Here is a 25,593-nt window from a genome sequence, read left to right as displayed (position 1 = left end):
CTTTCCGGCCGCCGGCCGGGCGGTATCCCAAGTTCCGTCCACGGGCCGGGCGTACGCCATAGGCTCGGGCCCATGACCGGACAGCCTGCCTCTGTGCCCTTTCCGCGCCAGCACGCCCGTACGCAACGCTTCACGCTGGGCGCGCCGCGCGGCTACACCGTCTCCCCGGACGGCGACCGCGTCGTCTTCCTCCGCTCCGGCTCCGGCACCGACCGGACCCAGCGACTTTGGGTCCTCGACGTCGCCGAGGGCCGGGAGTTCACCGCCGCCGATCCGCTCGCCCTGCTGTCCGGTGCCGAGGAGGAGCTGTCGGCGACCGAACGGGCCCGCCGGGAGCGCACCCGGGACGGCTCGGCGGGCATCGTCGGCTACGCCGTGGACGCGGCGGTCGAGGTGGCGGCGTTCGCGCTGTCGGGCCGCCTGTTCGTCGCCGAGCTGCGGGCCGGGACCGCACGCGAACTCCCCGCCACGGGCACGGTGGTGGACCCGCGCCCCTCCCCCGACGGCCGGTACGTGGCGTACGTCGCGGACGGCGCGCTGCGGGTGGTGCCGGCCGACGGCGGCGAGGGCGCGGACGGCGGCGTCGGTGGCGGTGACCGGGCGTTGGCCACTCCGGACGGACCCGAGGTGACCTGGGGGCTCGCGGAGTTCATCGCCGCGGAGGAGATGGGCCGCCACCGCGGCTTCTGGTGGTCACCGGAGAGCGACCGGCTGCTGGTGGCGCGGGTCGACACCGCTCCGGTGCGCCGCTGGTGGATCGCCGACCCGGCGCACCCGGACCGCAAGCCCGCCGAGGTCGCGTACCCGGCGGCGGGCACCCCCAACGCCGGGGTGACGCTGGCCTTCGTGGGTCTCGACGGCTCCCGGACGGACGTGGCATGGGACCGCGAGCGGTTCCCCTATGTCGCGCGGGTGCACTGGTCGGCGGCGGGCCCGCCGCTGCTGCTCGTCCAGAGCCGCGACCAGCGCACCCAGCGTTATCTGGCGGTCGATCCGGAGACCGGCGCGACGCGCACGGTGCACGAGGAGACGGACCCGGTGTGGAACGAGCTGTTCCCGGGCGTCCCGGCGTGGACGCCGGACGGGCGGCTCGTGCGGATCACGGATACCCCGGAGAGCGCAGACGGTGCGGAGCCCGGCGCGCGGCGGCTGTTCGCCGGGGACCGGGCGCTGACGGCGGCGCCGCTGCATGTCCGCGCGGTGCTGGACATCGGCGAGAACGACATCCTGTTCGCGGCGAGCGGCCCGGAGATGCACGACATCGGCGTCCACCGTGTACGCCACCGCGGCGACGGCCCGGCGGTCCCGGAGCGGGTCGGCGCCCGGCCGTACCCGACGGTGACGTCGGCGGTGCGCGGCGGCGACGTGGTGGTGCTGTCGCAGGCGTGCCTGGAGCGGCCCGGAGCCCGGGTCGAGGTGGTGCGGCTGGGCGCGGACGGCGCCGAGGAGACCGTCGCGGCGATCGGCTCGTACGCGCAGGAGCCGGTGCTGACGGCGCGGCCGCGGCTGGTTCTCGCCGGGGAGCGGGAGATTCCGTGCGCGGTGCTGCTGCCGGACGGCCACACGGAGGGCGACGGTCCGCTGCCGGTGCTGCTGGACCCGTACGGCGGGCCGCACGGCCAGCGGGTGGTCGCGGCGCACCACGCCCATCTGACGTCGCAGTGGTTTGCGAACCAGGGCTTCGCGGTGATCGTCGCGGACGGCAGGGGGACCCCGGGACGCTCCCCCGCCTGGGAGAAGGCGGTATCCCGGCAGGTCGCGGAGGTGGCGCTCCAGGACCAGGTGGACGCCCTCCAGGCGCTCGCCGAGCGCTTCCCACTGGACCTGACCCGGGTCGCGATCCGCGGCTGGTCGTTCGGCGGCTACCTCGCGGGGCTGGCCGCGCTGCGCCGCCCGGACGTCTTCCACGCGGCGGTGGTCGGCGCCCCGGTCACCGATCTACGGCTGTACGACACCCACTACCAGGAGCGGTATCTCGGCCACCCGGACGAGGAACCGTCGGTGTACGCGGCGAACTCGCTGCTCACGGACGAGGGGCTGTCCGGGGCGCGGGAGCCGCACCGGCCGATGATGATCATCCACGGGCTGGCGGACGACAACGTCGTGGTGGCGCACTCCCTGCGGCTCTCCTCCGCGCTGCTGGCGGCGGGCCGTCCGCACGAGGTGCTGCCGCTGTCCGGGGTGACGCACATGACGCCGCAGGAGCAGGTGGCGGAGAACCTGCTCCTGCTCCAGGTGGACTTCCTGAAGCGGTCGCTGGGCCTCCGCGACGCGGACTGACGGGCACGGCATACGGGCTCCGGCCGGGGTGGCTGTTCGCCCCCGGCCGGTCCGTGGCATCCACACGGCCGTACGCAGTTCAGCAAGGCACGTCCGTATATCGGTGATGTGACGGCCAAGTCGCCATCGCATTACGGCAATTGAACGCCTTATGTCCGTTATTCCGTACATCTCCGGAGGGTGTCAAGCACGCCCTGGCGTCGATCTGCGCAATCTTCGCTCAAGAAGCGGACGACCTGCGCATCAGCGCACCCGATCCCCTTGACTCCGCCATAAATCACTTGCGAAAGTCCGCTCATCCAGCGGTGCGACCGGTGCCGCTTCATGTTCCAAGAGAACTCGGCGCGGGGGCACTTCGCGATGACTAGTCCATCCCAGACCGCGGCTGCACAGTCCGATACCTCAGGGCTGGAGCCGGAGGGTCTGAAGAAGGAGAAGGACCGCAAGGGCGGTGAGCTCGTCGGCCGTTCCCCCGGCCAACTGATGTGGGCGCGGTTCAAGCGGGACCGCACCGGCGTGATCTGCGCCGTCATCGTCCTGGCGTTCTTCGTCGTCTCGGCGCTGGCCCCCGTCATCGCGTCGCTGTACGGCAAGGACCCTTACACGTTCTACTCCAACAGCGACCCGAACCTCCTCGACGAGTTCGGCTTCCCGTCGGGTCCGAACGGCGGTGTCTCCGCCGACTTCTGGTTCGGCGTCGAGCCCCAGCTGGGCCGCGACCTGTTCACCCAGCTGCTGTACGGCATGCGGACCTCGCTGGGCATCTCGGTCGCCGTAACGATTCTGGTGGTCATCACCGGCACCATCCTGGGCGTCACCGCCGGATACCTCGGCGGGCGCACCGATTACTGGCTCGGCCGGCTCATCGACTTCCTGCTCGCCTTCCCCAGCCAGCTGACGTTCGTGGCGTTCATGCCCGTCGTCGTGGCCCTCTTCGTGCCGCCGGGCGACGAGACCCCCACGTACATCCGTGTGGTGGCGCTGATCCTCGTCCAGTGGGCGCTGGGCTGGATGGGCCTGGCGCGACTCCTGCGCGGCCAGGTCCTCTCGCTCCGTGAGCGCGAGTTCGTGGAGGCGGCGAAGATCACCGGCGCCTCGCCCTGGCGGATCATCCGCAAGGAACTGCTGCCGAACGTGGTCACTCCGATCCTGGTCCAGAGCACCTACATGCTCCCGCTGTTCGTGACGGCGGAGGCGGGCCTGTCCTACCTCGGCGTCGGCATCATGGAGCCGACCCCGGACTGGGGCCGCCTCTTCCGCACCGCGGGCAACATCTACGAGAGCGACCCGACCTTCCTGCTCTTCCCGGGCGCCGCGATGGTCATCTTCGTCCTCTGTTTCAACCTGCTCGGGGACTCGGTCCGGGACGCCTTCGACCCCAAATCCGGGCGCTGATCGTCCTCTTGAGGGGGGCCGCTGTCGCCCCCGCCCCGGTTCCCACCGGATGCGTCCGACAGCACATCGGGACACCAACTGACAGGCAGGTGCTTGACCTCATGAACGCACTCTCCACGCGCAGAGCACGCGCGGCCATAGTGGCGCTGGCAGCCGGTTCGCTCGCGCTCACCGGATGCAGCGCCGGCAGCGGCAACGGCAAGGACAAGTCCCAGACCGACGCCGACGCGGCGTCGCAGGCGGACGCCGTCCCCCTCGGCACCGCGGCCGACTCGACCGGCCCGGCCAAGGAGGTCAAGGGCGCCAGGTCCGGCGGCACCATCCGCGTCTACCAGCGTGACAGCTTCAACCACCTGGACCCGGCGCAGATGTACGTCAGCGACATGAAGGCGCTGTCGCAGCTGATCTTCCGCGGGCTCACCAGCTTCCAGCAGGACGACAGCGGCAAGCAGAAGGTCGTCGGCGACCTCGCCACCGACGCCGGGCAGATGTCCGACGGCGGCAGGACCTGGAAGTACACGCTCAAGGACGGCGTCAAGTTCGAGGACGGCACGCCGATCACCTCGAAGGACATCCGCCACACCATCGAGCGCACCTACGCGAAGTTCATCGCCGAGGGCCCCACCTACATCCAGCAGTGGCTGTCGGGCAGCGGCACCACGTACCGCAAGGCGCTGCCGGACGGCCCGTACAAGGGCGACCACCTGCCGAAGACCGTCCTGGACACCCCGGACGAGAAGACCATCGTCTTCCACTTCAAGCAGCCCCAGTCGCAGCTGCCGTACGCGCTGACCATGCCGGGCTACAGCGCGGTCCCGGACGGCGCCAAGGACACCAAGGACAACTACGACGTCAAGCCGGTCACCTCCGGCCCGTACAAGATCGCGTCGTTCAAGGCCGGCAAGTCCATGCAGCTGGTGCGCAACACCAACTGGGACCCCAAGACCGACGCGATGCGGCACCAGTACCCGGACGGGTACAACATCACCTTCAACCACCAGCCGTCGGACTCCACCAAGCGGCTGATGGCCGACCAGGGTGAGGCCAAGAGCGCCATCAGCTTCACCAACCCGGTCGAGCCGACGACGACCAAGCAGGTGCTGGACAACCCCAGCGCCAGCAAGCGCCTGGTGCAGGGCTACCAGCCCTACGTGTGGCAGATGAACTTCAACATGGACCGCATCAAGGACAAGCGGATCCGTGACGCCATCACCTACGCGCTGCCCAGCTCCCAGATCGTCCGGGTCAACGGCGGCAGCTACGGCGGCGAGGTCGCGGGCGGTCTGCTCGCCCCCACCGTCGCGGGCTACAAGAAGGGCTACGACCCCTACGGCAAGCTGTCGCACCCCAACGGTGAGCCGGAGAAGGCCGCGAAGCTGCTGAAGGAGGCGGGCAAGAAGGGCATGAAGCTCGTCTACGCCTACTCCAACACCGAGACGCGCCAGAAGGAGGCCGTCCTCATCGAGGACGCGCTGAAGAACGCCGGGTTCGATGTGCAGAAGAAGGAGGTCGACGCGGCCTCCTGGTACCAGCAGATGAGCAAGGTCGACAACGGCTTCGACATCTACATGACCGGCTGGGGCCAGGACTGGCCGGACGCCTCCACGGTGATCCCGCCGTCGTACGACGGCACCCTCATCCAGGACGGCTCGTCGGTCTACTCGCACATCAACGACAAGCACGTGAACGCCGAGATCGCCCGCATCAGCAAGATCGCTGACGCGAAGAAGGCGACCGAGGAGTGGCAGAAGCTGCACCAGTACATCGTGGAGAAGATCAACCCGGCAGCCCCGGTCTTCTACACGAAGATGCTCCAGCTCTACGGCTCGAACATCGGCGGCGCCCGCTACAACAGCGACGTCAGCTACATCGACCCGAACACGCTCTTCCTCAAGAAGTAAGCGACCGGAAGGCACTCCGGAGGGCGCGCGCACGGCGGAGCGCGCGCTCTCCGGGGCCTTCTCCGCCACCCTCATCGCCCACAGCCGCCGCCGTCCTGAGAGCAGCGAACTGTCATGCTTCCCTTTCTATTTCGCCGGACGTTCGGCGCGATCGTCACCCTCATCCTGCTGAGCGCCGTCACCTTCTTCGTGTTCTTCGCGGTCGGCGACCCGGCCCTGATGTCCTGCGGCAAGAACTGCACCGCCGACAACATCGCCCTGATCCACCAGAACCTGGGCCTCGACAAGCCCCTGCCGACGCAGTACTGGGACTTCCTGTCCGGCATCTTCGTCGGCCGTGACTACAGCCTCGGGCACTGCAGCGCCCCCTGCTTCGGCTACTCGTTCGCCACCAAGCAGGACGTCTGGGCGACGATGGTGGACCGGCTGCCCACCACCGCCTCGCTGGCCTTCGGCGGTGCCGTCGCGTTCCTCGTCATCGGCATCGGTGCCGGTCTGCTCGCCGCGTGGAAGCGCGGTACCTTCCTGGACAAGGCCGTCACCAGCGTCTCGATGATCCTCAGCTCGGTGCAGATCTACATCCTCGGCCCCATCGTCCTGGGCATCTTCGTCTACAGCGGCGTGATGGACTCCCCGAAGTACGTGGACCTGACCAGCAACCCGGCCGGCTGGTTCATGGGCCTGCTGCTGCCGTGGCTGGTGATGTCGACGATCTTCACCGCGCAGTACACCCGTATGTCCCGCTCGACGATGATCGAGCAGCTCCAGGAGGAGCACGTCCGCACCGCCAAGGCGAAGGGCATGCCGGCGCGTTACGTCTTCCTCCGCTACGCCTGGCGCGGTTCGCTGATCCCCATCGTCACCATCCTCGGCATGGACCTCAGCTCGCTGTTCGGCGGTGCCATGATCACCGAGTTCACCTTCTCGCTCGCCGGTATCGGCCGGCTGGCGATCGACTCGGTCATCACCCTCGATCTGCCCATGGTGCTGGGCGTGATGCTCTTCAGCGCCGCCCTGATCCTGATGTTCAACATCATCGTGGACGCGGCCTACGCCTTCATCGACCCGCGCGTGCGCCTGTCCTAGGAGAGCCTGAAGTGACCACACTCCCCACGACCGAAGGCACACCGGCCCCGACCGGTTCTGACCCCTTCCTCTCCGTGCGCGACCTGCACGTGCGGTTCTCCACGGAGGACGGCATCGTCAAGGCGGTCGACGGCCTCTCCTTCGACCTGGAACGCGGCCAGACCCTCGGCATCGTCGGCGAGTCGGGCTCCGGCAAGTCCGTCACCAACCTCGCCGTCCTGGGGCTGCACAACCCCAAGTCGACGGAGATCAGCGGCGAGATCCACCTGGAAGGCCAGCAGCTGACCGGAGCCCGGGAGAAAACCCTGGAGAAGCTCCGCGGCAACAAGATGGCGATGATCTTCCAGGACGCGCTGACCGCGCTGTCGCCGTACTACACGGTCGGGCGGCAGATCGCCGAGCCGTACATCAAGCACACCGGCGCCTCCAAGCGCGAGGGCCGCCAGCGCGCCATCGAGATGCTGACCAAGGTCGGCATCCCGCAGCCGAACCTGCGGGTGGACGACTACCCGCACCAGTTCTCCGGCGGTATGCGCCAGCGCGCGATGATCGCGATGGCGCTGGTCTGCAACCCCGAACTGCTGATCGCGGACGAGCCGACGACCGCGCTGGACGTCACCGTCCAGGCGCAGATCCTCGACCTCCTCAAGGACCTCCAGCAGGAGTTCGGCTCCGCGATCATCCTGATCACCCACGACCTCGGTGTGGTCGCCGACACCGCCGACGACCTGCTGGTGATGTACGCGGGCCGGGCCGTGGAGCGCGGCTCCGTCAAGGAGATCCTGACGCGGCCGCAGCACCCGTACACCTGGGGCCTGCTCAGCTCCATGCCGCGGCTGTCCTCGGACGTCAACGAGGCGCTGCACCCGATCCCCGGGTCGCCGCCGAGCCTGCTGAACCCGCCGTCGGGCTGCGCGTTCCACCCGCGCTGCACCTTCACCACCGAGGTCGCCGGGGGGCTGTGCACCGAGAAGCGCCCGGCGCTGCCGGACGGGCGGGCCGCCGCCTGCCACCTCGGCGCGGAGCAGCGCCAGACCTTCTTCACCGAGCAGATCAAGCCCCGGCTGGGCTAGGGAGCCATCACCATGACAGACAACGTCACCCTCCCCTCGCCCCGGGACGCCGCGCCCGCGACGGGCGAACCGCTGCTCGTCGCCGAGGGCATCACCAAGCACTTCCCGATCTACGGCGGCTTCCCGTTCAAGCGGAAGGTCGGCGCGGTCCAGGCGGTCGACGGCGTCGATCTGACCGTGCACGCGGGCGAGAGCTTCGGCCTGGTCGGCGAGTCGGGCTGCGGCAAGTCGACCACCGGCCGGCTGCTGACCCGCCTGATGGAGCCGACCTCCGGCAAGATCACCTACGCCGGGCAGGACATCACCCGCGCCAAACGCAAGGAGCTGGCGCCGGTCCGCTCCGAGATCCAGATGATCTTCCAGGACCCGTACGCGTCGCTGAACCCGCGGCAGACCGTCGGCACCATCATCGGCGGCCCGATGGAGATCAACGGGATCAACCCGCCCGGCGGCCGCGAGAAGCGGATCCGGGAGCTGCTGGAGACCGTCGGCCTCAACCCGGAGCACTACAACCGCTTCCCGCACGAGTTCTCCGGCGGCCAGCGCCAGCGCATCGGCGTGGCGCGGGCGCTCGCCCTGGAGCCGAAGCTGATCGTCGCCGACGAACCGGTCTCGGCGCTGGACGTCTCCATCCAGGCGCAGGTCGTCAACCTCCTCCAGGACCTCCAGCGGGAGCTGGGCATCGCGTTCCTGTTCATCGCCCACGACCTGGCGGTGGTCCGGCACTTCAGCCAGCGGGTCGCGGTGATGTACCTCGGCAAGATCGTCGAGGTCGGCACCCGCGACGAGATCTACACCCGGCCGCGCCACCCGTACACCCATGCGCTGCTGTCGGCGGTGCCGGAGGCGAAGTTCACCGAGGCGGCCGAGGAGGAGAAGCAGCGGATCCGGCTCGCCGGTGACGTGCCCTCGCCGGTCAACCCGCCGTCCGGCTGCCGGTTCCGTACGCGGTGCTGGAAGGCGCAGGACAAGTGCGCGACGGAGGAGCCGCCGCTGCTCCAGATCACCGGGAACGACGCGGGCCACCTGACGGCCTGCCACTTCCCCGAGGAGCCGACGATCGCGGCGCGGGGTGAGGACATCATCCTCGACCCCGCACTGGCCGCGATCGAGGAGGCATCGCAGGAGGGCCCGGCGGACGACGCCGGTTCCTCCGGCAAGACCCTTTGACCCGGTCTCAACAGCCTCCGCTCGGAGCCGGAGCCCGCTTCCCACACCCCAGATCCACGGGAGGCGGGCTTCGGCCTTTTCGGGGCCGGGGTCCCTTGCGGGTTCGGGGTGAAGTCCCTTACGGGGTAAGGGCGGTGGGTGTGGGCAGCCGGGCGGGTCCGTCGTCCGCTCACGGCCGGATTGTCAGTGGTGGGTGCGAGTATTTCCGCATGCCGACCGATACGCCGCACGCGGCCGAGAAGTCATCCGGGACGCCGCTCCCGGACGCCACGCTCGACGCCGTTCTCGCCGACCCCGCCCAGCTGCTCCGCGCCGATCGCGCGGAGGTCCGCGAGCAGCTGTCGTCGCTGCCGCGCGGCAGCGCCGCCGCGGAGGACGGCCGGACCGTGTTCCGCCAGGCCGAGGCCATATTCGGCGGGGCGGCGGTGGCGCGCGCCGAGTTCGCGTCCTGGCTGCACTTCGCCGCCACGGTGCTGGGGCACACCGCGTACGCCGAGCAGGTCGCGGCCGCCGAGCCCGGAATGCCGTGGCGCACGGAGTGGGCCTGGTGGCGCCCGGTGGGCCACTACACGGCGCACCCCAATCTCAGCGGCGACAGCAGTGCGGCGGCATGCGTCCACGAGGGCCGGGAGCTGCTGGAGGTGTCCGGCATGTGGTGCCCGGGCCGCTGGTTCGACCTCGCCTCCGGTGCGCCGGTGGCGGCGCCGCCCGCGGGCGCGGCGGAGCGGCTGCGCGTCGCCGACGACGAGCTTCCCCACCTCTTCGGCACGGACGACGAGGATCCCGCACTGGCGGTGCCGCCCACCTGGGCGGAGCCCGAGCCGCTGGACACCCGGGGCCGGTATCTCCTCCAGGAGGCGCGGGGCGTCGCCGTGCTGCGGGCCGACGCCGCCGTGCTGAGGGGCTGGCCGGCCGGCGGCGCGTCGTACGCCTCCGCCGAGGACGGCAGCCCGGGCGGGCTGGACACCCCGGACGACGACGGCCCGCTCACCGCCGCGCGGATGGACGACGCCTTCGGCCCCGACGGCGTGCGGCGCATGCCGGAGGCCGAGCTGCCCGCCGCCCTGGAGCACGGCCCCACCCGGGCGTTCCTGCGGGACGTGGGTCTGCCCGCCTGGTGGGCCGGAGGTGTCGCCTCCTTCGCCGCCGCCGATGCGCTGCGGCCGCTGCCGGAGGACCCCGAGCTGCTGGTCCTGGGCACGTTCGAGCTGCGGTACGACGAGACGGGCACGGTCTGCGTGCACCGCGCCACCGGCGGGATACGCCTGCGCCACACCGACGGCGATACCGTCCACCCGCCGTTCTTCCTCTCCCGGGACGCCGAGACGTTCGCGCTGTTCCTGGAGTCCATGCGCCGCTACATGGGCGCGAGTTGGGACCCGTACCCGGAGGAGACGGGCGCGGAGTACGACTACGCGTTCCGGATGGCGGAGCTGGACCCGCGGGCCCTGGACGAGGAGGCGCCGTCGCACGCCGTCTGGTCCCATCTCTTCGCCACGATCACGGAGTTGGGGGTGTACGGCTACTGACGGGGCCGTCGGCCGGCCGGGGCTCAGTCGCCGGGCACGACCTGCCGTTCCTCCGCGAAGTGGCAGGCCGACGGGTGGGCCGCCGGGCCCGCGTCCGGGGTGGCGAAGCGCGGTGGGACGTCGAGCGGCGGGACCTTCTCCGCGCACAGCTCCTGGGCCTTCCAGCAGCGGGTGCGGAAAGGGCAGCCGGAGGGCGGGTCCACCGGGGACGGCACATCCCCGGCGAGCAGGATCCGGGTCCGGCTCTCGCGCGCCTCGGGGTCGGGCACCGGCACCGCCGACAGCAGCGCCTGGGTGTAGGGGTGCGTGGGGTGGTCGTAGATCTGCTCGTCGGTGCCGGATTCGACGATCCTGCCGAGGTACATCACGGCGACGCGGTCGGAGATGTGCCGGACCACGGAGAGGTCGTGGGCGATGAAGACATAGCTGAGGCCGAAGGTGTTCTGGAGCTTCGCCAGGAGGTTGACGACCTGCGCCTGGACGGAGACGTCGAGGGCGGAGACGGGTTCGTCGGCGACGATGATCTCGGGGCGCAGCGCGAGCCCGCGGGCGATGCCGATGCGCTGGCGCTGCCCGCCGGAGAACTGGTGCGGATAGCGGTTGAGGTACTCCGGGTTGAGCCCGACGACGTCCAGCAGTTCCTGCACCCGGCGCCGCCGGTCGCCCTTCGGCGCGACCTCCGGGTGGATGTCGTACGGCTCGCCGATGATGTCGCCGACCGTCATCCGGGGGTTCAGCGAGGTGTACGGGTCCTGGAACACCATCTGGATGTTGCGGCGGACGGCCTTCAGGGCGCGGCCGGAGAGCTTGGTGATGTCCTCGCCGCGGTAGCGGATCTCCCCGGCGGTGGGGCGTTCCAGGCCGACCAGCAGCTTGGCGACTGTCGACTTGCCGCACCCCGACTCCCCCACGATGCCGAGGGTTTCGCCGCGCCGGAGGTCGAAGGAGACACCGTCGACGGCCTTGACCGCGCCGACCTGCTTCTTCACCAGCACGCCCCGGGTGAGCGGGAAGTGCTTGACGAGCCCCCGGATCTCCAGCACCGGCTCGCCGCGGGCGGCCCGCCCGCCGGCCCCGCCGGCCCCGCCGTCCACCGCCGGAACCGCGGCCGCCGGGCGGGCCGCCGCCGCTCCCGCCACTCCCCCGCCCACGACGCTCCGGGCGGGGCCTCCCGGCGGGCTGGTGGCGTCGGGGGTCCGGCGGTCATCGGGCTCCATCGAGCGTCTCCTTCCAGAAGTGGCAGGCGCTGGTGCGGCCCGGGGCCACGTCGTACAGCGGGGGCCGGTCGGTGCGGCAGATGTCCTGGGCGAGCGGGCAGCGGGGGTGGAAGGGGCAGCCGGGCGGGATGGCGGTCAGGTTGGGCGGCAGGCCCTTGATCGCGTACAGCTCCTGGCCCTTGTGGTCCAGGCGCGGGATGGAGTCCAGCAGGCCGCGGGTGTAGGGGTGGGCGGGGGCCCGGTAGAGGTGGTGGACGGGGGCGTTCTCGACGATGCGTCCGGCGTACATGACGGCGATGGTGTCGGCGACGTCCGCGACGACACCCAGGTCGTGGGTGATGAGGATGAGGCCCATGTGGTACTCGCGCTGGAGTTCCGCGAGGAGGTCCATGACCTGGGCCTGGACGGTGACGTCGAGGGCCGTCGTCGGCTCGTCCGCGATGATCAGGTCCGGCTCCAGGGCCAGCGCCATCGCGATCATGATGCGCTGGCGCATCCCGCCGGAGAACTGGTGCGGATAGTCACCGGCCCGGCTCTTCGCGGCGGGGATCTTGACGCGGTCCATCAGCTCGACGGCCTCGGCGCGGGCCGCCTTGCGGGACATACCGCGGTGGACCTGGAACATCTCGCCGAGCTGGGCGCCGACGGACATCACCGGGTTCAGCGCGGAGAGCGCGTCCTGGAAGATCATCGCCATGCCGGTACCGCGGACCCGGCGGCGTTCCTCCCGGCCGAGAGTGAGCAGGTCACGGCCCTGGAAGCGGATCTCTCCGCCGGTGACGAAGCCGGGTGGCGAGTCGAGGATGCCCATGATCGCCTGGGCGGTGACGGACTTGCCGGACCCGGATTCGCCGAGGACGGCGAGGGTCTGCCCGGCGACGACGCGGTAGCTGACGCCGTTGACGGCCTGGGCGAAGCCGTCGCGGGTGCGGAACTCCACCTTCAGGTCGCGGACGTCGAGGAGCGGCGGCCCGTCCGTGCCGGTGGTCTCGGGGCGGGGCGCGGTGACTCTGTCGTTGCTGGTCATCTGCCCGCTCCTCAGCGCAGTTTGGGGTCGAGGGCGTCGCGGACCGCGTCGCCGAGCATGATGAACGCCAGCACCGTGATGCTCAGCGCCCCCGCCGGCCACAGCAGCATGTGCGGCGCGTTGCGGATGGAGGGGGAGGCGGCGGAGATGTCGATGCCCCAGGAGACGGTGGGCGGCTTCAGCCCGGCGCCGAGGAACGACAGCGTCGCCTCCAGCGAGATGTAGGTGCCCAGGGCGATGGTCGCGACGACGATGACCGGGGCGACGGCGTTGGGGGCGATATGCCGCAGCAGGGTGCGGCCGTTCCCGGCGCCGAGGGCGCGGGCCGCCTGGACGTAGTCGTTCTGTTTGGCGGTGACGACGGCGCCGCGGGCGATGCGGGCGATCTGCGGCCAGCCGAGCAGCACGATGAAGCCGACGACCGGCCAGACGGTGGAGCTGGTGACGACGGAGAGGAAGACCAGGCCGCCGAGGATGACGGGGATGCCGAAGAAGATGTCGGCGATCCGGGAGAGCAGCGCGTCCCACCAGCCGCCGAAGAACCCGGCGAGCCCGCCGAGGAGGCTGCCGAGAAGGGCTGCCCCGGCGGTGGCGCAGACGCCGACGGTGATGGAGGCGCGGGCACCGTAGACGACGCGGGTGTAGACGTCGCGGCCCTGGGTGTCGTAACCGAAGGGGTGGCCGGGCTCCGGTCCCGCCTGGGCCTTGGCGAGGTCGGCGCGGTACGGGTTGCCGTCCGCGATCAGCTGCGGCCAGACCGCGATGACCAGCAGGAACAGGATGGTCAGCGCGGAGATCAGGAAGACCGGGTTGCGGCGCAGGTCGTGCCAGGCGTCGCTCCACAGACTGCGGGGTTTGCCGGTGGGGGCCCCGCCGGGTCCGGCGCCGGGGGGCCGCTCCAGCGATTCGGCCTCGCCGATGGCGAGCGCGGCGGGCCCGCCGCCGCCGTGGGTAATGGCCTCTTTGGGCGCGTAGGGGTCAGGCATAGCGGATCCTCGGGTCGAGGACGGCGTAGAGCAGGTCGACGAGGAGGTTGGCGACGAGGAAGACCAGCACGAGGATGGTCACGAAGCCGACGACGGTGGGCGAGTTCTGGCGCAGGATGCCCTGGTAGAGCTGGAATCCGACGCCGTGGATGTTGAAGATGCGCTCGGTGACGATGGCGCCGCCCATGAGCGCGCCGATGTCGGTGCCGATGAAGGTGACCACCGGGATCAGCGAGTTGCGCAGCAAGTGGCGGGTGATGACGCGGTGGCGCGGCAGCCCCTTGGCGACGGCGGTGCGGACGTAGTCGGCGCGGGCGTTCTCCGCGAGGGAGGTGCGGGTGAGCCGGGTGACGTAGGCGAGGGAGACCAGCGCCAGGACGAGTCCGGGGAGCAGGAGTTCGCCGAGCGGGGCCCCGGTGGAGACGGCGGGTTTGACCCAGTTCCCTTTCACGCCGAGCAGGAATTGCAGGACGTAGCCGCTGACGAAGGTGGGGATGGAGACCACGACGAGGGTGAAGATCAGCACGGTGGTGTCGACGGTGCGGCCGCGCCGCAGTCCGCTGAAGACGCCGAGGACGATGCCGACGACCATTTCGATGACGATGGCGACGAGGGTGAGCCGCAGGGTGACGGGAAAGGCGGCGGCCATGAGTTCGGTGACGGGCTGGCCGTTGAAAGCGATGCCGAAATTCCCCTGGAAGATCTGCGTCATGTAGTGCAGATACTGCTTCCACAGCGGCTGGTCGAGGTAGAGGTCGGCGCGGATCTGGGCGGCGGTGGCCGGGTCGGGTGCCCGGTCGCCGAAGAGTGCGGCCACCGGGTCGCCCAGCGCGTACACCATGAGGAAGATCAGGAGCGTGCTGCCGATGAACACCGGGATCATCTGGAGCAGTCGCCGGATCACATAGCGTCCCATGAGGGCTCCGGGTTCTGGGTCAGTGGACCGTGATCTCGTTGTAGACGGGGACGCTGAGGGGGTTCAGCGCCACATGGGCGATCCGGTCGGAGTAGCCGCCGCTGCCGTTCTGGTACCAGAGCGGAATGGACGGCATGTCCTTGGCGAGGATCCGCTCGGCGTCCTGGAATGTGGCAATGGCCGCCTTGCGGTCGGTGGCGGCGTTCGCCTCGTTGATGAGTTTGTCGAACTTCGGGTTGCTGTATTTGCCGTCGTTGGAGGACGCCTTGGAGTAGTACATCGGCTGGAGGAAGTTCTGGATGAGCGGGTAGTCCATCTGCCAGCCGGCGCGGAAAGGGCCCGTCATCTTGGCGGAGGTGATGCGGTTGCGGAAGTCGGCGAAGGTGCCGACGGGGGAGCCGACGCATGCCTTGTCGTTGTCGAGGGCGTTGTTGATGCTGTTGCAGATCGCATCGACCCAGTCCTTGTGGGAGCCGGTGTCGGCGTTGTAGGCGATGGTCATATGGCCGCCGGGGAGCCCGCCGCCCTCCTTGACCATCGCTTTCGCCTTGGCGGCGTTGAATTCGCAGGCTTCGCCGCAGACCCCCTCCTGGAATCCGCCCTTGGCGCCGAGGACGGGTGAGGTCCAGTCGGTGGCGGGGGTGCGGGTGTTCTGGAAGATTTCCTTGGTGATCGAGGCGCGGTCGATGGCCATCGAAATACCGCGGCGGAGCTTGTCGCCTCCTTTTTTGTTCCAGCTCTTGTCGTATATCGGGAAGGCGAGGGTCTGGATGATGCCCGCGGGCTGGTTGATGTAGCGGCCGCCGAGGTCGGCGTGGACGTTCTTGAGCTGGGTGACGGGAATGTCGTCGACGAGGTCGAGGTTGCCCGCCTGGAGATCGGTGTAGGCGGTGTTGTTGTCGGTGTAGACCTGAAGGTCGATTCCGCCGTTGTGGGCCTTGTCGGCGCCTGGGTACTTCTCCCACTTCCGCAGTTTCATCGCGGAGCCCTTGACGTAGGAGTCCACGACGTACGGGCCGTTGCCGATGGGTTTCTTCACCCAGGCGTCGTGATGGGTGAAGAACGTCTGCGGCAGCGGCATGAAGGCGTTGTAACCGAGAGTGTCGGGCCAGCTGGAGAATTTCTGGTTCAGCGCGACGGTGAATTTCGTGGGGCTGACGACCTTGAGGCCGGAGAGGGTTTTCGCCGTCGCTTTTCCGCTCTCCGGGTGGACGGCGTCGAACCCCTCGATGTACTCGAAGAACGGCGCGTTCTTCTGCCTGTTGTCGAGCAGTGCACCATAGTTCCAGGCGTCCACGAACGATTTCGCGGTGACCTTTTCGCCGTTGCTGAAGGTCCAGCCGGGCTTCAGGGTGACGGTGAAATGCCGGGAGTCGGTCGTGTCGATCGATGCGGCGAGCACGTTCTCCGCCGCGCCGGTCTTCGGGTTGTACCGCTTGAGCCCCCGGAAGATCATCTCCAGGACCTTGCCGCCCTGGACCTCGTTGGTGTTGGCCGGTTCGAGGGGGTTCTGCGGGTCCCCCCAGGAGGAGCTGACGATTCCGGAGGCGCCCGAGCCGCGGGTGTCGACCCCGCCCCCGCAGGCGGTCGCCGCCAGGGCGACGGACACCGCGCATACGACCCACTTCGCGCGTTCGGCTCCACGCATGGGCGCCTCCTCAGCTCTCAGGCCACGTAAACGACATAAGAGCCCAAAGCGGGGTGCGCTGCACTCCGGCGGCGGGACGCATTGCTCCATGGGGCGCGGAATCCGCCCCTGTGCACGGCGGCCGGGCGGCGGGCCGATCGGGTGTACGGACGCCGGCCGGGCGCACCCCGCGCCTCCGGATCCGCCTCCCCCGGCACCCGCCCGGCCCCTGGCCCCGTGGGCCGGGCGGGCGAACCGGCCGCCCCGGGCCCGCCGCTCCCGGCACCGTCCGCGCGCGTCCGCCTACGCCCCCGCGCACTCCGGAGCGCAGCCCGCCCTGTCCGGAAAGGCCCCTTTCGCCTCCGGTGGCGCTGTGTTGGCATGTGGCCATGGAACACAGGGTGCGCGAGGGATACGAGGGCAGTGGGCCGGGGGCGATCACCCCGGACGGCTGTGCGGTCGAGCTGTACGAACGGCTGCCCGCGGGCGAGGAGCCGGACATCATCGAGGGCGCGGTGCGCCCGGCGTCCAGCATTCTCGAACTGGGCTCGGGGGCCGGGCGGATGACGCATCCGCTGGTCCACCGCGGCTTCGCCGTCACCGCTGTGGACGAGTCCCCGCAGATGCTGGAACGTATCAGCGGCGCCGGAACGGTCCGCAGCGCCATCGAGGAACTGTCCCTGGACGCCCGGTTCGACGTCGTCCTGCTCGCCTCGTTCCTCGTCCACGCCGCGGGTCCGGGCGTGCGCGAGGGGATGCTGGCGACCTGCCGCCGCCATGTGAAGGACGACGGCTGCGTGCTCATCCAGCGTGAGGCGCCCGACCGGCACGACCGCGTCCCGTCCGAGCGCCGCGTCGACGGCGGGCTGATCCGGGTGGTCTCCTCCGAGCCGGTGCGCCCGGGCGTGCGCTCGGTGCACGTCGAGTACGACTTCGCCGACGCCCGCTGGACGCAGACGTTCCTGTCCTGCCCGCTGACCGACGAGGCGTTCGACGCGGCCCTGGAGCGCGCCGGACTCGCGGTCGACTGCTACCTCACCGCCGACCGCACCTGGGTCCGGGCCGTCCCGCACGACGACTGAACGGGAACGGGCCGGGCCCCGCGCGTTCGCGGACCCCGGCCCGAAGCCGTACGCGACGGGCCTACGCCGCGCCCACCACGTCCCGGACCTCCGCGAAGTGGCAGGCGGACGGGTGGGCCGCCGGGGACGCCTCGTCGCGGAAGCGGGCCGGTACCGCCAGCTCCGGCGTCTCGGTCGCGCAGCGCTCCTCGGCCTTCCAGCAGCGAGTGCGGAAGCGGCAGCCGGAGGGCGGGTCGGCCGGGGACGGCACATCGCCGGTGAGGATGATCCGGTCGCGGCCCTCGCGCGCCTCGGGGTCGGGCACCGGCACCGCCGACAGCAGCGCCTGGGTGTAGGGGTGCGTGGGGTGGTCGTAGATCTGCTCGTCGGTGCCGATCTCGGCCATCCGCCCCAGGTACATCACGCCGACCCGGTCGGAGATGTGCCGGACGATCGACAGGTCGTGGGCGATGAAGAGGTAGCTGAGGTCGTACTCCTGCTGGAGCCGGGCCATCAGGTTGACGACCTGCGCCTGGACGGAGACGTCGAGCGCGGAGACCGGCTCGTCGCAGATGATGATCTCCGGGTTGAGCGCGAGGCCGCGGGCGATGCCGATGCGCTGGCGCTGGCCGCCGGAGAACTGGTGCGGATAGCGGTTGAGGTACTCCGGGTTGAGCCCGACGACGTCGAGGAGTTCCTGCACCTTGCGCCGTCGGTCGCCCTTGGGCGCCACCTCGGGGTGGATCTCGAAGGGCTCGCCGATGATGTCGCCGACGGTCATCCGCGGGTTCAGCGAGGTGTACGGGTCCTGGAACACCATCTGGATGTTGCGGCGCACCGCCTTCAGCGCGCGCCCCGACAGCTTGGTGATGTCCTCGCCGCGGTAGAAGACCTCACCGGCGGTGGCCCGTTCCAGGTTCATCAGCAGCTTGGCGACGGTCGATTTGCCGCAGCCCGACTCCCCCACAATACCGAGGGTTTCGCCCCGGTAGAGGTCGAAGGAGACGCCGTCGACGGCCTTGACCGCGCCGACCTGCTTCTTCACCAGCACGCCCCGGGTGAGCGGGAAGTGCTTGACGAGTCCGCGGACCTGGAGGATCGGCTCGCGGCCGTCCGCGGCAACCGCCTTGTCCGGCTCAGCCATTGACCGTCTCCTTCCAGAAGTGGCAGGCGCTGCGGCGGCCTTCGCCGAGGGTGTGCAGCGTCGGGGTGTCCGTACGGCAGAGGTCCTGCGCCTTGGGGCAGCGCGGGTGGAAGGCACAGCCCTGCGGGACGTTCAGGAGGTTGGGCGGCAGGCCCTTGATCGCGTACAGCTCCTGGCCCTTGTGGTCCAGGCGCGGGATGGAGTCCAGCAGACCGCGGGTGTACGGGTGCGCCGGGTTCTTGTACAGCTCGTGGACGGGGGCGGTCTCGACGATGCGGCCCGCGTACATCACCGCGATCTTGTCGGCGACGTCCGCGACGACGCCCAGGTCGTGGGTGATGAGGATGAGACCCATGTGGTACTCGGCCTGCAACTCCGCAAGGAGGTCCATGACCTGGGCCTGGACGGTGACGTCGAGGGCTGTGGTCGGCTCGTCCGCGATGATCAGGTCCGGCTCCAGGGCCAGCGCCATCGCGATCATGATGCGCTGGCGCATCCCGCCGGAGAACTGGTGCGGGAAGTCGCCCGCCCGGCTCTTCGCGGCGGGGATCTTGACGCGGTCCATCAGCTCGACGGCCTTGGCCAGCGCCGCCTTTTTGGACAGACCCTGGTGGACGCGGAACATCTCGGCGAGCTGGTAGCCGACGGTCAGCACCGGGTTCAGCGAGGAGAGCGCGTCCTGGAAGATCATGGCGATCTTGGCGCCGCGCAGCCGGCGGCGGGCGTCGGCGGACATCGTGAGCATGTCCTCGCCGCGGAAGCGGATCTCGCCGCGCGGGATCTTCGCCGGGGGCATGTCGAGGATGCCCATGATGGCCTGGGCGGTGACGGACTTGCCGGACCCGGACTCGCCGAGCACGGCCAGCGTCTCGCCCGCCGACACGCTGTAGTTGACGCCGTTGACGGCCTTGACGACACCGTCGCGGGTGTGGAATTCGACGTGCAGATCGCGGACCTGGAGCAGCGGGGTGTCCGCCTGCTGCCCGGCGCGCGGCGCGGGGACGGCCTGCTTCTTCTCGGTGGTGGTCATGTACGCCTCCCTCAGCGCAGCTTGGGGTCGAGGGCGTCGCGGACCGCGTCGCCGAGCATGATGAACGCCAGCACCGTGATGCTCAGCGCCCCGGCCGGCCACAGCAGCATGTGCGGCGCGTTGCGGATCTGGGTGGCGGCGGACGAGATGTCGATGCCCCAGGAGACCGTCGGCGGCTTGAGGCCGACGCCGAGGAACGACAGCGTCGCCTCCAGCGAGATGTACGTACCGAGCGCGATGGTGGCCACGACGATCACCGGCGCGAGGGCGTTGGGGGCGATGTGCCGCAGCAGCATCCGCGGGGTGCTCGCGCCGAGGGCGCGGGCCGCCTGCACATAGTCCTGCTGCTTGGCAGAGATGACCGCGGAGCGCGCGATGCGGGCGATCTGCGGCCAGCCCAGGATCGCCATCAGCAGCACGACGGTGAAGATCGAGCCGCCCTTGATGACGGAGAGGAAGACGATGCCGCCGAGCAGGACGGGGATGCCGAAGAAGATGTCGCCGATCCGCGAGAGCACCGCGTCCCACCAGCCGCCGAAGAACCCGGCGAGCCCGCCGAAGACGCAGCCGAGGACGGCGGCGAGGAGGGTGGTGCAGATGCCGACGACGACGGAGGCGCGGGCCCCGTACACCGTGCGGGCGTACACATCGCAGCCCTGGGTGGTGAAGCCGAAGGGGTGGCCCGGGGCCGGGCCCTGCTGGGAGCGGCCGAGGTCGCAGGCGTAGGGGCTGGTGCCGGTCAGCAGGCTCGGCCAGATCGAGAGGACGACCAGGAAGAGGATGAGAACGGCGGAGAGGTAGAAGACCGGGTTGCGGCGCAGGTCCCGCCAGGCGTCGCCCCACAGGCTACGCGGCGCGGCCGCCGCCTCGGGGGCTGCCGCGGGAGCCGTTCCGTCGGCGGTCGCGGGGGCCGTTCCGTCGGCGGTCGCGGGGGCCTGTTCGGTGATCTCAGGCATAACGGATCCTCGGGTCCAGGACCGCGTAGAGCAGGTCGACGATCAGGTTGGCGGCGAGGAAGACGACCACGAGGATGGTCACGAAGCCGACGACGGTGGGCGCGTTCTGCCGCAGGATGCCCTGGTAGAGCTGGTAGCCGACGCCCTGGATGTTGAAGATCCGCTCGGTGACGATCGCGCCGCCCATCAGGGCGCCGATGTCGGTGCCGAGGAAGGTGATCACGGGGATCAGCGAGTTGCGCAGCAGGTGTACGCCGACGACGCGGCGCCGGGGCAGGCCCTTGGCAGTGGCGGTGCGGATGTAGTCGGAGCGGATGTTCTCGGCGATCGACGTACGGGTGAGCCGGGCGACGTACGCGAGGGAGACGCCGGCCAGCACGATGCCGGGCAGCAGCAGTTCACCGAAGGCCACGTCGTTGGAGACCGCGGGGGCGGCCCAGGCGAGCTTCACGCCGATGAAGTACTGGAGCAGATAGCCGGTGACGAACGTCGGGATGGAGATCACCAGCAGGGTGAAGACCAGCACGCCGGTGTCGGCGAGGCGGCCGCGGCGCATCCCGGCGACGATGCCGAGACCGACGCCGACGACGACCTCGATGGCGAAGGCCATCAGCGTCAGCTTGATGGTGTTGGGGAAGGCCGAGCCCATCAGTTCGGCGACGGGCGTGCCGTTGAAGGCGGTGCCGAAGTCGCCGCGGAAGATGCCGGCCATGTACTGGAGGTACTGGCTCCAGAGCGGGTCGTTCAGGTGCAGGGATTCCCGGATCTGGGCGGCGGTGGCCGGATCGGGCGTCCGGTCTCCGAACATCGCGGCGACGGGGTCGCCGAGTGCGTAGACCATGACGAAGATCAAGAAAGTGGTGCCGATGAAGACGGGCACCATCTGGAGCAGGCGTCGGATGACGTAGCGCCCCATGTGTCCTCCAGTAAAGCGCCGACGCGGGGGCGGCCGGGACCGCGTCCGGGACCGGGTGGTCGCGGGCGTGTCCGGCTGCTCCTGCCGCCGTGAGCGGGTGTGTTCTCGCGCGCGGGGCCATGCCCCGAGGGGCCGGCGGGCGGGTGCCCGCCGGCCTCCTCAGAGGCGGCCGCGTCGGGTCAGCCCTTGACCTTGATCTGGGTGAAGACCGGGAGGCTGAAGGCGTTCAGCTGGACGCCGGAGACGTGCTCGGACCAGCCGGCGGTGCCGTTCTGGTACCAGAGCGGGATGCTGACGACCTGGTCGAGGACGATCTTCTCGGCCTGCTTGTAGAGGTCGGTGGCCTTCTTGACGTCCCCTTCGGCGCCGGCCTTCTTCAGCAGCGCGTCGAACTTCGGGTCGCTGAACTTGGCGTCGTTGGAGGCGCCGCCGGTCGCGTACAGCGGGGTCAGGAAGTTCTCGATCTGCGGGTAGTCCATCTGCCAGCCGGCGCGGAACGGCTGGGTCATCTCCTGCTTGGTGATCTGGTTGCGGAAGTCACCGAAGGTGCCGACGGGGTTGCCGACGCACGCCTTGTCGTCGCCCAGCACGGAGTTGATGCTGTTGCAGACGGCGTCCACCCACTGCTTGTGGGAGTCCTTGTCGGCGTTGTAGCTGATGGTCATCTTCCCGCCGGGAAGGCCGCCGCCCTCCTTGATCAGCTTCTTCGCCTGGGCGGGGTCGTACGTGCAGGTGTCGCCGCAGACGTCCTTGCTGTAGCCGTTGGCGACGCCGAGGACGGGCGAGGTCAGGTCGGTGGCGGGGGTGCGGGTGCCGTTGTAGACCTTGTCGGTGATCGCCTTGCGGTCGATCGCCATGGACAGGCCCTTGCGGACCTTCTCCATGCCCGGCTTGTTCCAGTCGTCCTTGTACAGCGGGAAGGTGATGACCTGGTTCATCCCGGCCGGCTGCGAAAGGTAATTGCCCTTCAGGTCCGACTTGGCGTTGCGGATCTGCTCGGCGGGCACGTCGTCGTCGACGTCGAGGTTGCCGGACTGCAGGTCCGCGTAGGCGGCGTTGGAGTCGGTGTAGACCTTGAGCAGCACGCCCTTGTTCTGCGGCTTGTCGGCCCCGGTGTAGTGCGTGTTGGGGACGAGCTTCATCTGCTTGCCCTTGTCGTACGCGTCCACGGCGTACGGGCCGTTGCCGACGGGCTTGGCGAGGTAGCCGTCGTGGTCGCTGAAGAACGTCTTGGGCAGCGGCGCGAACGCCTTGTAGCCCAGGCGCAGCGGCCAGGTCGACATCTTCTCGTTCAGCGTGACGGTGAAGGTGTGCTCGTCGACGGCCTTGAGGCCGGAGAGGGTCTTCGCGGTCGGCTTGCCCTCGGCGGGCGCGACCTTGTCGTAGCCCTGGATGTCGGCGAAGAAGTACGAGTTCTTCTGGGCGTTGGTGCTCAGCGCGCCGTAGTTCCAGGCGTCGACGAACGAACGGGCCGTCACAGGCTCGCCGTTGGAGAACTTCTCACCCTTCTTCACCTTGATGGTGAAGGTCTGCTGGTCCTTGGTGTCGATGGACTGCGCGACGTCGTTCTTGGCCTCGCCGGTCTTCGGGTCGTAGCTCTTCAGGTTGCTGAAGATCATGTCGAGGACCTTGCCGCCGAGCACCTCGTTGGTGTTGGCGGGCTCCAACGGGTTCTGCGGGTCACCCCAGTTGGCCCGGACGACGCCGGTTTCGGCGCTCGCACTGCTGCCGCCGCCACAGGCCGTGGCCCCCAGGGCCACGACTATCGCTCCTGCGACCCAGGTGGCGCTTTTGGCACCGCGCATGGGATTGCCTCCTCATGAGTCCATTTCTCGATATGGAAAGGAGCCGGCGCGACTGACACCCCTGACAGTCCACAACCAGCCCCCGATGCTCGTGAGTCGGCGCTTCTTACGGCGCGTGACCCATTGACCCGAGCTCAATACCGCCCAGTCTCAGTCACGTTCCGGCCATAAACCACGCGTAAAGGGTCTCGATCAGATCACATCTTCCGTTGAGAGAGTTCGAAATTCGGACAAAGCAAACTATCCACACGTGCAGGAAAGGGACGAGGTGGGCAACGTCACTCGCGTATTGCTCCGGAATACGGACGCCACGCCGACTGGTCGAGACCAAGCCACCGTTGACAAGATCAATTCGTCTCGGTAAAAGCCGCCGCGCACCCGTGCCCGCATACGACGAAGCGCCCCGCCGGACCGGAGTCCTGCGGGGCGCTTCGTCGTGTCAGCGGTGCCGGGGGCGTCAGCGCTTGGCGCGCGACGCGGTGCGGCCGCGCTCCTTCTGGTCGAGGACGACCTTGCGGATACGGACCGACTCCGGGGTGACCTCGACGCACTCGTCGTCGCGGCAGAACTCCAGCGACTGCTCCAGGGAGAGCTTCCGCGGCGGCACGATCGCCTCGAAGGAGTCGGCCGAGGCGGAGCGCATGTTGGTGAGCTTCTTCTCCTTGGTGATGTTGACGTCCATGTCGTCGGCGCGGGAGTTCTCGCCGACGATCATGCCCTCGTACACCTCGGTGCCGGGCTCGGTGAAGAGCACACCGCGCTCCTGCAGGTTGGTCATCGCGAACGCGGTGACCGCACCGGAGCGGTCGGCGACCAGCGAACCGTTGTTACGGGTCTTCAGCTCGCCGAACCACGGCTCGTGGCCCTCGTGGATGGAGTGGGCGATGCCCGTACCGCGGGTGTTGGTCAGGAACTCCGTGCGGAAGCCGATCAGACCGCGGGAGGGGACGACGAACTCCATGCGCACCCAGCCGGAGCCGTGGTTCGACATGTTGTCCATCCGGCCCTTACGGGTGCCCATGAGCTGCGTGACCGCGCCCATGTGCTCCTCGGGCACGTCGACCGTCATCCGCTCGACGGGCTCGTGGGTCTTGCCGTCGACCTGCTTGGTGACCACCTGCGGCTTGCCGATGGTCATCTCGAAGCCCTCGCGGCGCATCTGCTCGACCAGGATGGCCAGCGCCAGCTCACCACGGCCCTGCACCTCCCAGGCGTCGGGGCGCTCGGTGTCCAGGACACGCAGCGAGACGTTACCGATCAGCTCGCGGTCGAGGCGGTCCTTGACCTGGCGGGCGGTGACCTTGCGGTCCTTGACCGCGGCCTTGGCCTCCGCGCCCTTACCGGTGCCGCCGCGGCCGACCAGCGGCGAGGTGTTGGTGCCGATGGTCATCGAGATGGCGGGCTCGTCGACCGTGATCAGCGGCAGTGCGACCGGGTTCTCCGGGTCGGCCAGCGTCTCGCCGATCATGATCTCGGGGATACCGGCGACCGCGCAGATGTCACCGGGGCCGGCGACCTCGGCGGGCTTGCGGGTCAGCGCCTCCGTCATCATCAGCTCGGTGATGCGGACGTTCTGCACCGAACCGTCGCGCTTCATCCAGGCCACGGTCTGGCCCTTGCGCAGCTCGCCCTGCTCGACGCGGAGCAGCGCGATACGGCCGAGGAAGTTGTCTGCGTCGAGGTTGGTGACGTGGGCCTGGAGCGGGACGGTCTCGTCGTACTCCGGCGCCGGGACGTGCTGGAGCAGCGTGGTGAAGAACGGCTCCAGGTTGGTGGAGTCGGGCGGGACGGTGCCGTCCTCCGGCTTGGTCAGCGACGCGATGCCGTCACGGCCGCAGGCGTAGACGATCGGGAACTCGATCTGCTCCTCGTCCGCGTCCAGGTCGAGGAAGAGGTCGTACGTCTCGTTGACGACCTCGTCGATACGGGAGTCGGGGCGGTCGGTCTTGTTGATGCACAGGATGACCGGCAGGCGCTGCTGGAGGGCCTTGCGGAGCACGAAGCGGGTCTGCGGCAGCGGGCCCTCGGAGGCGTCGACCAGCAGCACGACCGCGTCGACCATCGACAGACCACGCTCGACCTCGCCACCGAAGTCGGCGTGGCCGGGGGTGTCGATGATGTTGATCGTGATCGGGTCGCCACCGGTCTTGGGGTGGTACTTGACCGCGGTGTTCTTCGCGAGAATGGTGATGCCCTTCTCGCGCTCCAGGTCGTTGGAGTCCATGACCCGGTCGTCGACGGAGTCGAGCTGGTGAGCGGCGAAGGCCCCCGCCTGCTTGAGCATGGCGTCGACGATGGTCGTCTTGCCGTGGTCGACGTGGGCGACGATGGCGACGTTACGGATGTCGTGGCGCGTGGGCACTTGCGGCGCTTCTCCCGGAATCGTGGTGGGCGGCGCGTACGGTCCGGCACGCGCGCCTGCCGGGCATGAGAAAGCCACGGCCTCACCCCATGGTACGTGGCTGCCGCGGTAT

At 69.5% G+C, this 25,593-nt stretch carries 19 protein-coding genes; 8 read left to right on the top strand and 11 right to left on the bottom strand.

From position 1 onward, the window contains the following. Nucleotides 1-72: 72 nt before the first annotated feature. The 7 genes from ACFWWQ_RS07365 (at nt 73) to ACFWWQ_RS07335 (ending at nt 10,434) form a co-directional block, all read left to right on the top strand. On the top strand, nt 73-2,280 hold the full coding sequence (locus ACFWWQ_RS07365) for a prolyl oligopeptidase family serine peptidase (RefSeq protein WP_384591567.1): 2,208 nt from the start codon (nt 73-75) through the stop codon (nt 2,278-2,280). Nucleotides 2,281-2,640: 360 nt separating this feature from the next. After that, entirely contained in the window at nt 2,641-3,675 is a 1,035-nt protein-coding gene (locus ACFWWQ_RS07360) for an ABC transporter permease (RefSeq protein WP_384591564.1), read from the top strand. A gap of 101 nt (nt 3,676-3,776) precedes the next feature. Then, complete coding sequence (locus ACFWWQ_RS07355; RefSeq protein WP_384591561.1) at nt 3,777-5,576, top strand: ABC transporter substrate-binding protein; 1,800 nt, start codon at nt 3,777-3,779, stop codon at nt 5,574-5,576. Nucleotides 5,577-5,690: 114 nt separating this feature from the next. Then, nucleotides 5,691-6,662: an ABC transporter permease gene (locus ACFWWQ_RS07350; protein WP_384591558.1), complete on the top strand. Its 972-nt coding sequence runs from the start codon at nt 5,691-5,693 to the stop codon at nt 6,660-6,662. A gap of 11 nt (nt 6,663-6,673) precedes the next feature. Continuing rightward, nucleotides 6,674-7,735, top strand: coding sequence for an ABC transporter ATP-binding protein (locus ACFWWQ_RS07345; protein ID WP_384591554.1), 1,062 nt, complete (start codon nt 6,674-6,676; stop codon nt 7,733-7,735). Nucleotides 7,736-7,747: 12 nt separating this feature from the next. Continuing rightward, nucleotides 7,748-8,905 carry an ABC transporter ATP-binding protein gene (locus ACFWWQ_RS07340; protein ID WP_384591551.1) on the top strand — a complete coding sequence of 386 codons (1,158 nt, stop codon included), beginning with the start codon at nt 7,748-7,750 and terminating at the stop codon, nt 8,903-8,905. A gap of 209 nt (nt 8,906-9,114) precedes the next feature. Continuing rightward, a complete protein-coding gene (locus ACFWWQ_RS07335) occupies nt 9,115-10,434 on the top strand; it encodes an SUKH-4 family immunity protein (protein ID WP_384591548.1) in 1,320 nt (439 codons plus the stop codon). Between the two features lie 23 nt (nt 10,435-10,457). Here ACFWWQ_RS07335 and ACFWWQ_RS07330 read toward each other — a convergent pair whose 3' ends face one another. Genes ACFWWQ_RS07330 through ACFWWQ_RS07310 form a run of 5 tightly spaced genes read right to left on the bottom strand, consistent with a single transcriptional unit; the run spans nt 10,458 to nt 16,228 of the window. After that, nucleotides 10,458-11,651 (bottom strand): ABC transporter ATP-binding protein, encoded by a 1,194-nt coding sequence (locus tag ACFWWQ_RS07330; protein ID WP_384591545.1) that lies wholly within the window; start codon nt 11,649-11,651, stop codon nt 10,458-10,460. Next, nucleotides 11,638-12,678, bottom strand: a complete 1,041-nt coding sequence (locus tag ACFWWQ_RS07325) for an ABC transporter ATP-binding protein (RefSeq protein WP_384591542.1) — start codon at nt 12,676-12,678, stop codon at nt 11,638-11,640. Before ACFWWQ_RS07325 ends, ACFWWQ_RS07330 begins: the two co-directional genes overlap by 14 nt. A gap of 11 nt (nt 12,679-12,689) precedes the next feature. Then, a complete protein-coding gene (locus tag ACFWWQ_RS07320; protein WP_384591539.1) occupies nt 12,690-13,664 on the bottom strand; it encodes an ABC transporter permease in 975 nt (324 codons plus the stop codon). Further along, a complete protein-coding gene (locus ACFWWQ_RS07315; protein ID WP_384591536.1) occupies nt 13,657-14,580 on the bottom strand; it encodes an ABC transporter permease in 924 nt (307 codons plus the stop codon). Before ACFWWQ_RS07315 ends, ACFWWQ_RS07320 begins: the two co-directional genes overlap by 8 nt. Before the next feature lie 19 nt (nt 14,581-14,599). Continuing rightward, a complete protein-coding gene (locus ACFWWQ_RS07310) occupies nt 14,600-16,228 on the bottom strand; it encodes an ABC transporter substrate-binding protein (protein ID WP_384591533.1) in 1,629 nt (542 codons plus the stop codon). Nucleotides 16,229-16,596: 368 nt separating this feature from the next. On the opposite strand from ACFWWQ_RS07310, the gene ACFWWQ_RS07305 reads away from it, so the two are divergent. After that, on the top strand, nt 16,597-17,289 hold the full coding sequence (locus ACFWWQ_RS07305; protein ID WP_384591530.1) for a class I SAM-dependent methyltransferase: 693 nt from the start codon (nt 16,597-16,599) through the stop codon (nt 17,287-17,289). A 61-nt stretch (nt 17,290-17,350) separates the two neighbouring features. On the opposite strand, the gene ACFWWQ_RS07300 is transcribed toward ACFWWQ_RS07305, so the two are convergent. The 6 genes from ACFWWQ_RS07300 to typA all read right to left on the bottom strand — a co-directional run bounded on the left by ACFWWQ_RS07300 (nt 17,351) and on the right by typA (nt 25,481). Next, nucleotides 17,351-18,412, bottom strand: coding sequence for an ABC transporter ATP-binding protein (locus ACFWWQ_RS07300; protein ID WP_384591527.1), 1,062 nt, complete (start codon nt 18,410-18,412; stop codon nt 17,351-17,353). Beyond that, nucleotides 18,405-19,442, bottom strand: coding sequence for an ABC transporter ATP-binding protein (locus tag ACFWWQ_RS07295; RefSeq protein ID WP_384591524.1), 1,038 nt, complete (start codon nt 19,440-19,442; stop codon nt 18,405-18,407). Before ACFWWQ_RS07295 ends, ACFWWQ_RS07300 begins: the two co-directional genes overlap by 8 nt. An 11-nt stretch (nt 19,443-19,453) precedes the next feature. After that, nucleotides 19,454-20,398 (bottom strand): ABC transporter permease, encoded by a 945-nt coding sequence (locus ACFWWQ_RS07290; RefSeq protein WP_384591521.1) that lies wholly within the window; start codon nt 20,396-20,398, stop codon nt 19,454-19,456. Continuing rightward, nucleotides 20,391-21,314 (bottom strand): ABC transporter permease, encoded by a 924-nt coding sequence (locus tag ACFWWQ_RS07285; RefSeq protein ID WP_384591519.1) that lies wholly within the window; start codon nt 21,312-21,314, stop codon nt 20,391-20,393. The genes ACFWWQ_RS07290 and ACFWWQ_RS07285 overlap by 8 nt, the downstream gene beginning before the upstream one ends. Before the next feature lie 179 nt (nt 21,315-21,493). Continuing rightward, nucleotides 21,494-23,119 (bottom strand): ABC transporter substrate-binding protein, encoded by a 1,626-nt coding sequence (locus ACFWWQ_RS07280; protein WP_384591516.1) that lies wholly within the window; start codon nt 23,117-23,119, stop codon nt 21,494-21,496. A 457-nt stretch (nt 23,120-23,576) separates the two neighbouring features. Then, complete coding sequence (gene typA / locus ACFWWQ_RS07275) at nt 23,577-25,481, bottom strand: translational GTPase TypA (RefSeq protein WP_384591513.1); 1,905 nt, start codon at nt 25,479-25,481, stop codon at nt 23,577-23,579. Nucleotides 25,482-25,593 lie beyond the last annotated feature (112 nt).

The sequence above is a fragment of the Streptomyces sp. NPDC059080 genome (assembly GCF_042739975.1).
Classification (GTDB): domain Bacteria; phylum Actinomycetota; class Actinomycetes; order Streptomycetales; family Streptomycetaceae; genus Streptomyces; species Streptomyces benahoarensis.
Note: the sequence above shows the minus strand (reverse complement) of the source record. Positions and strands in the feature narration are given on the sequence as shown.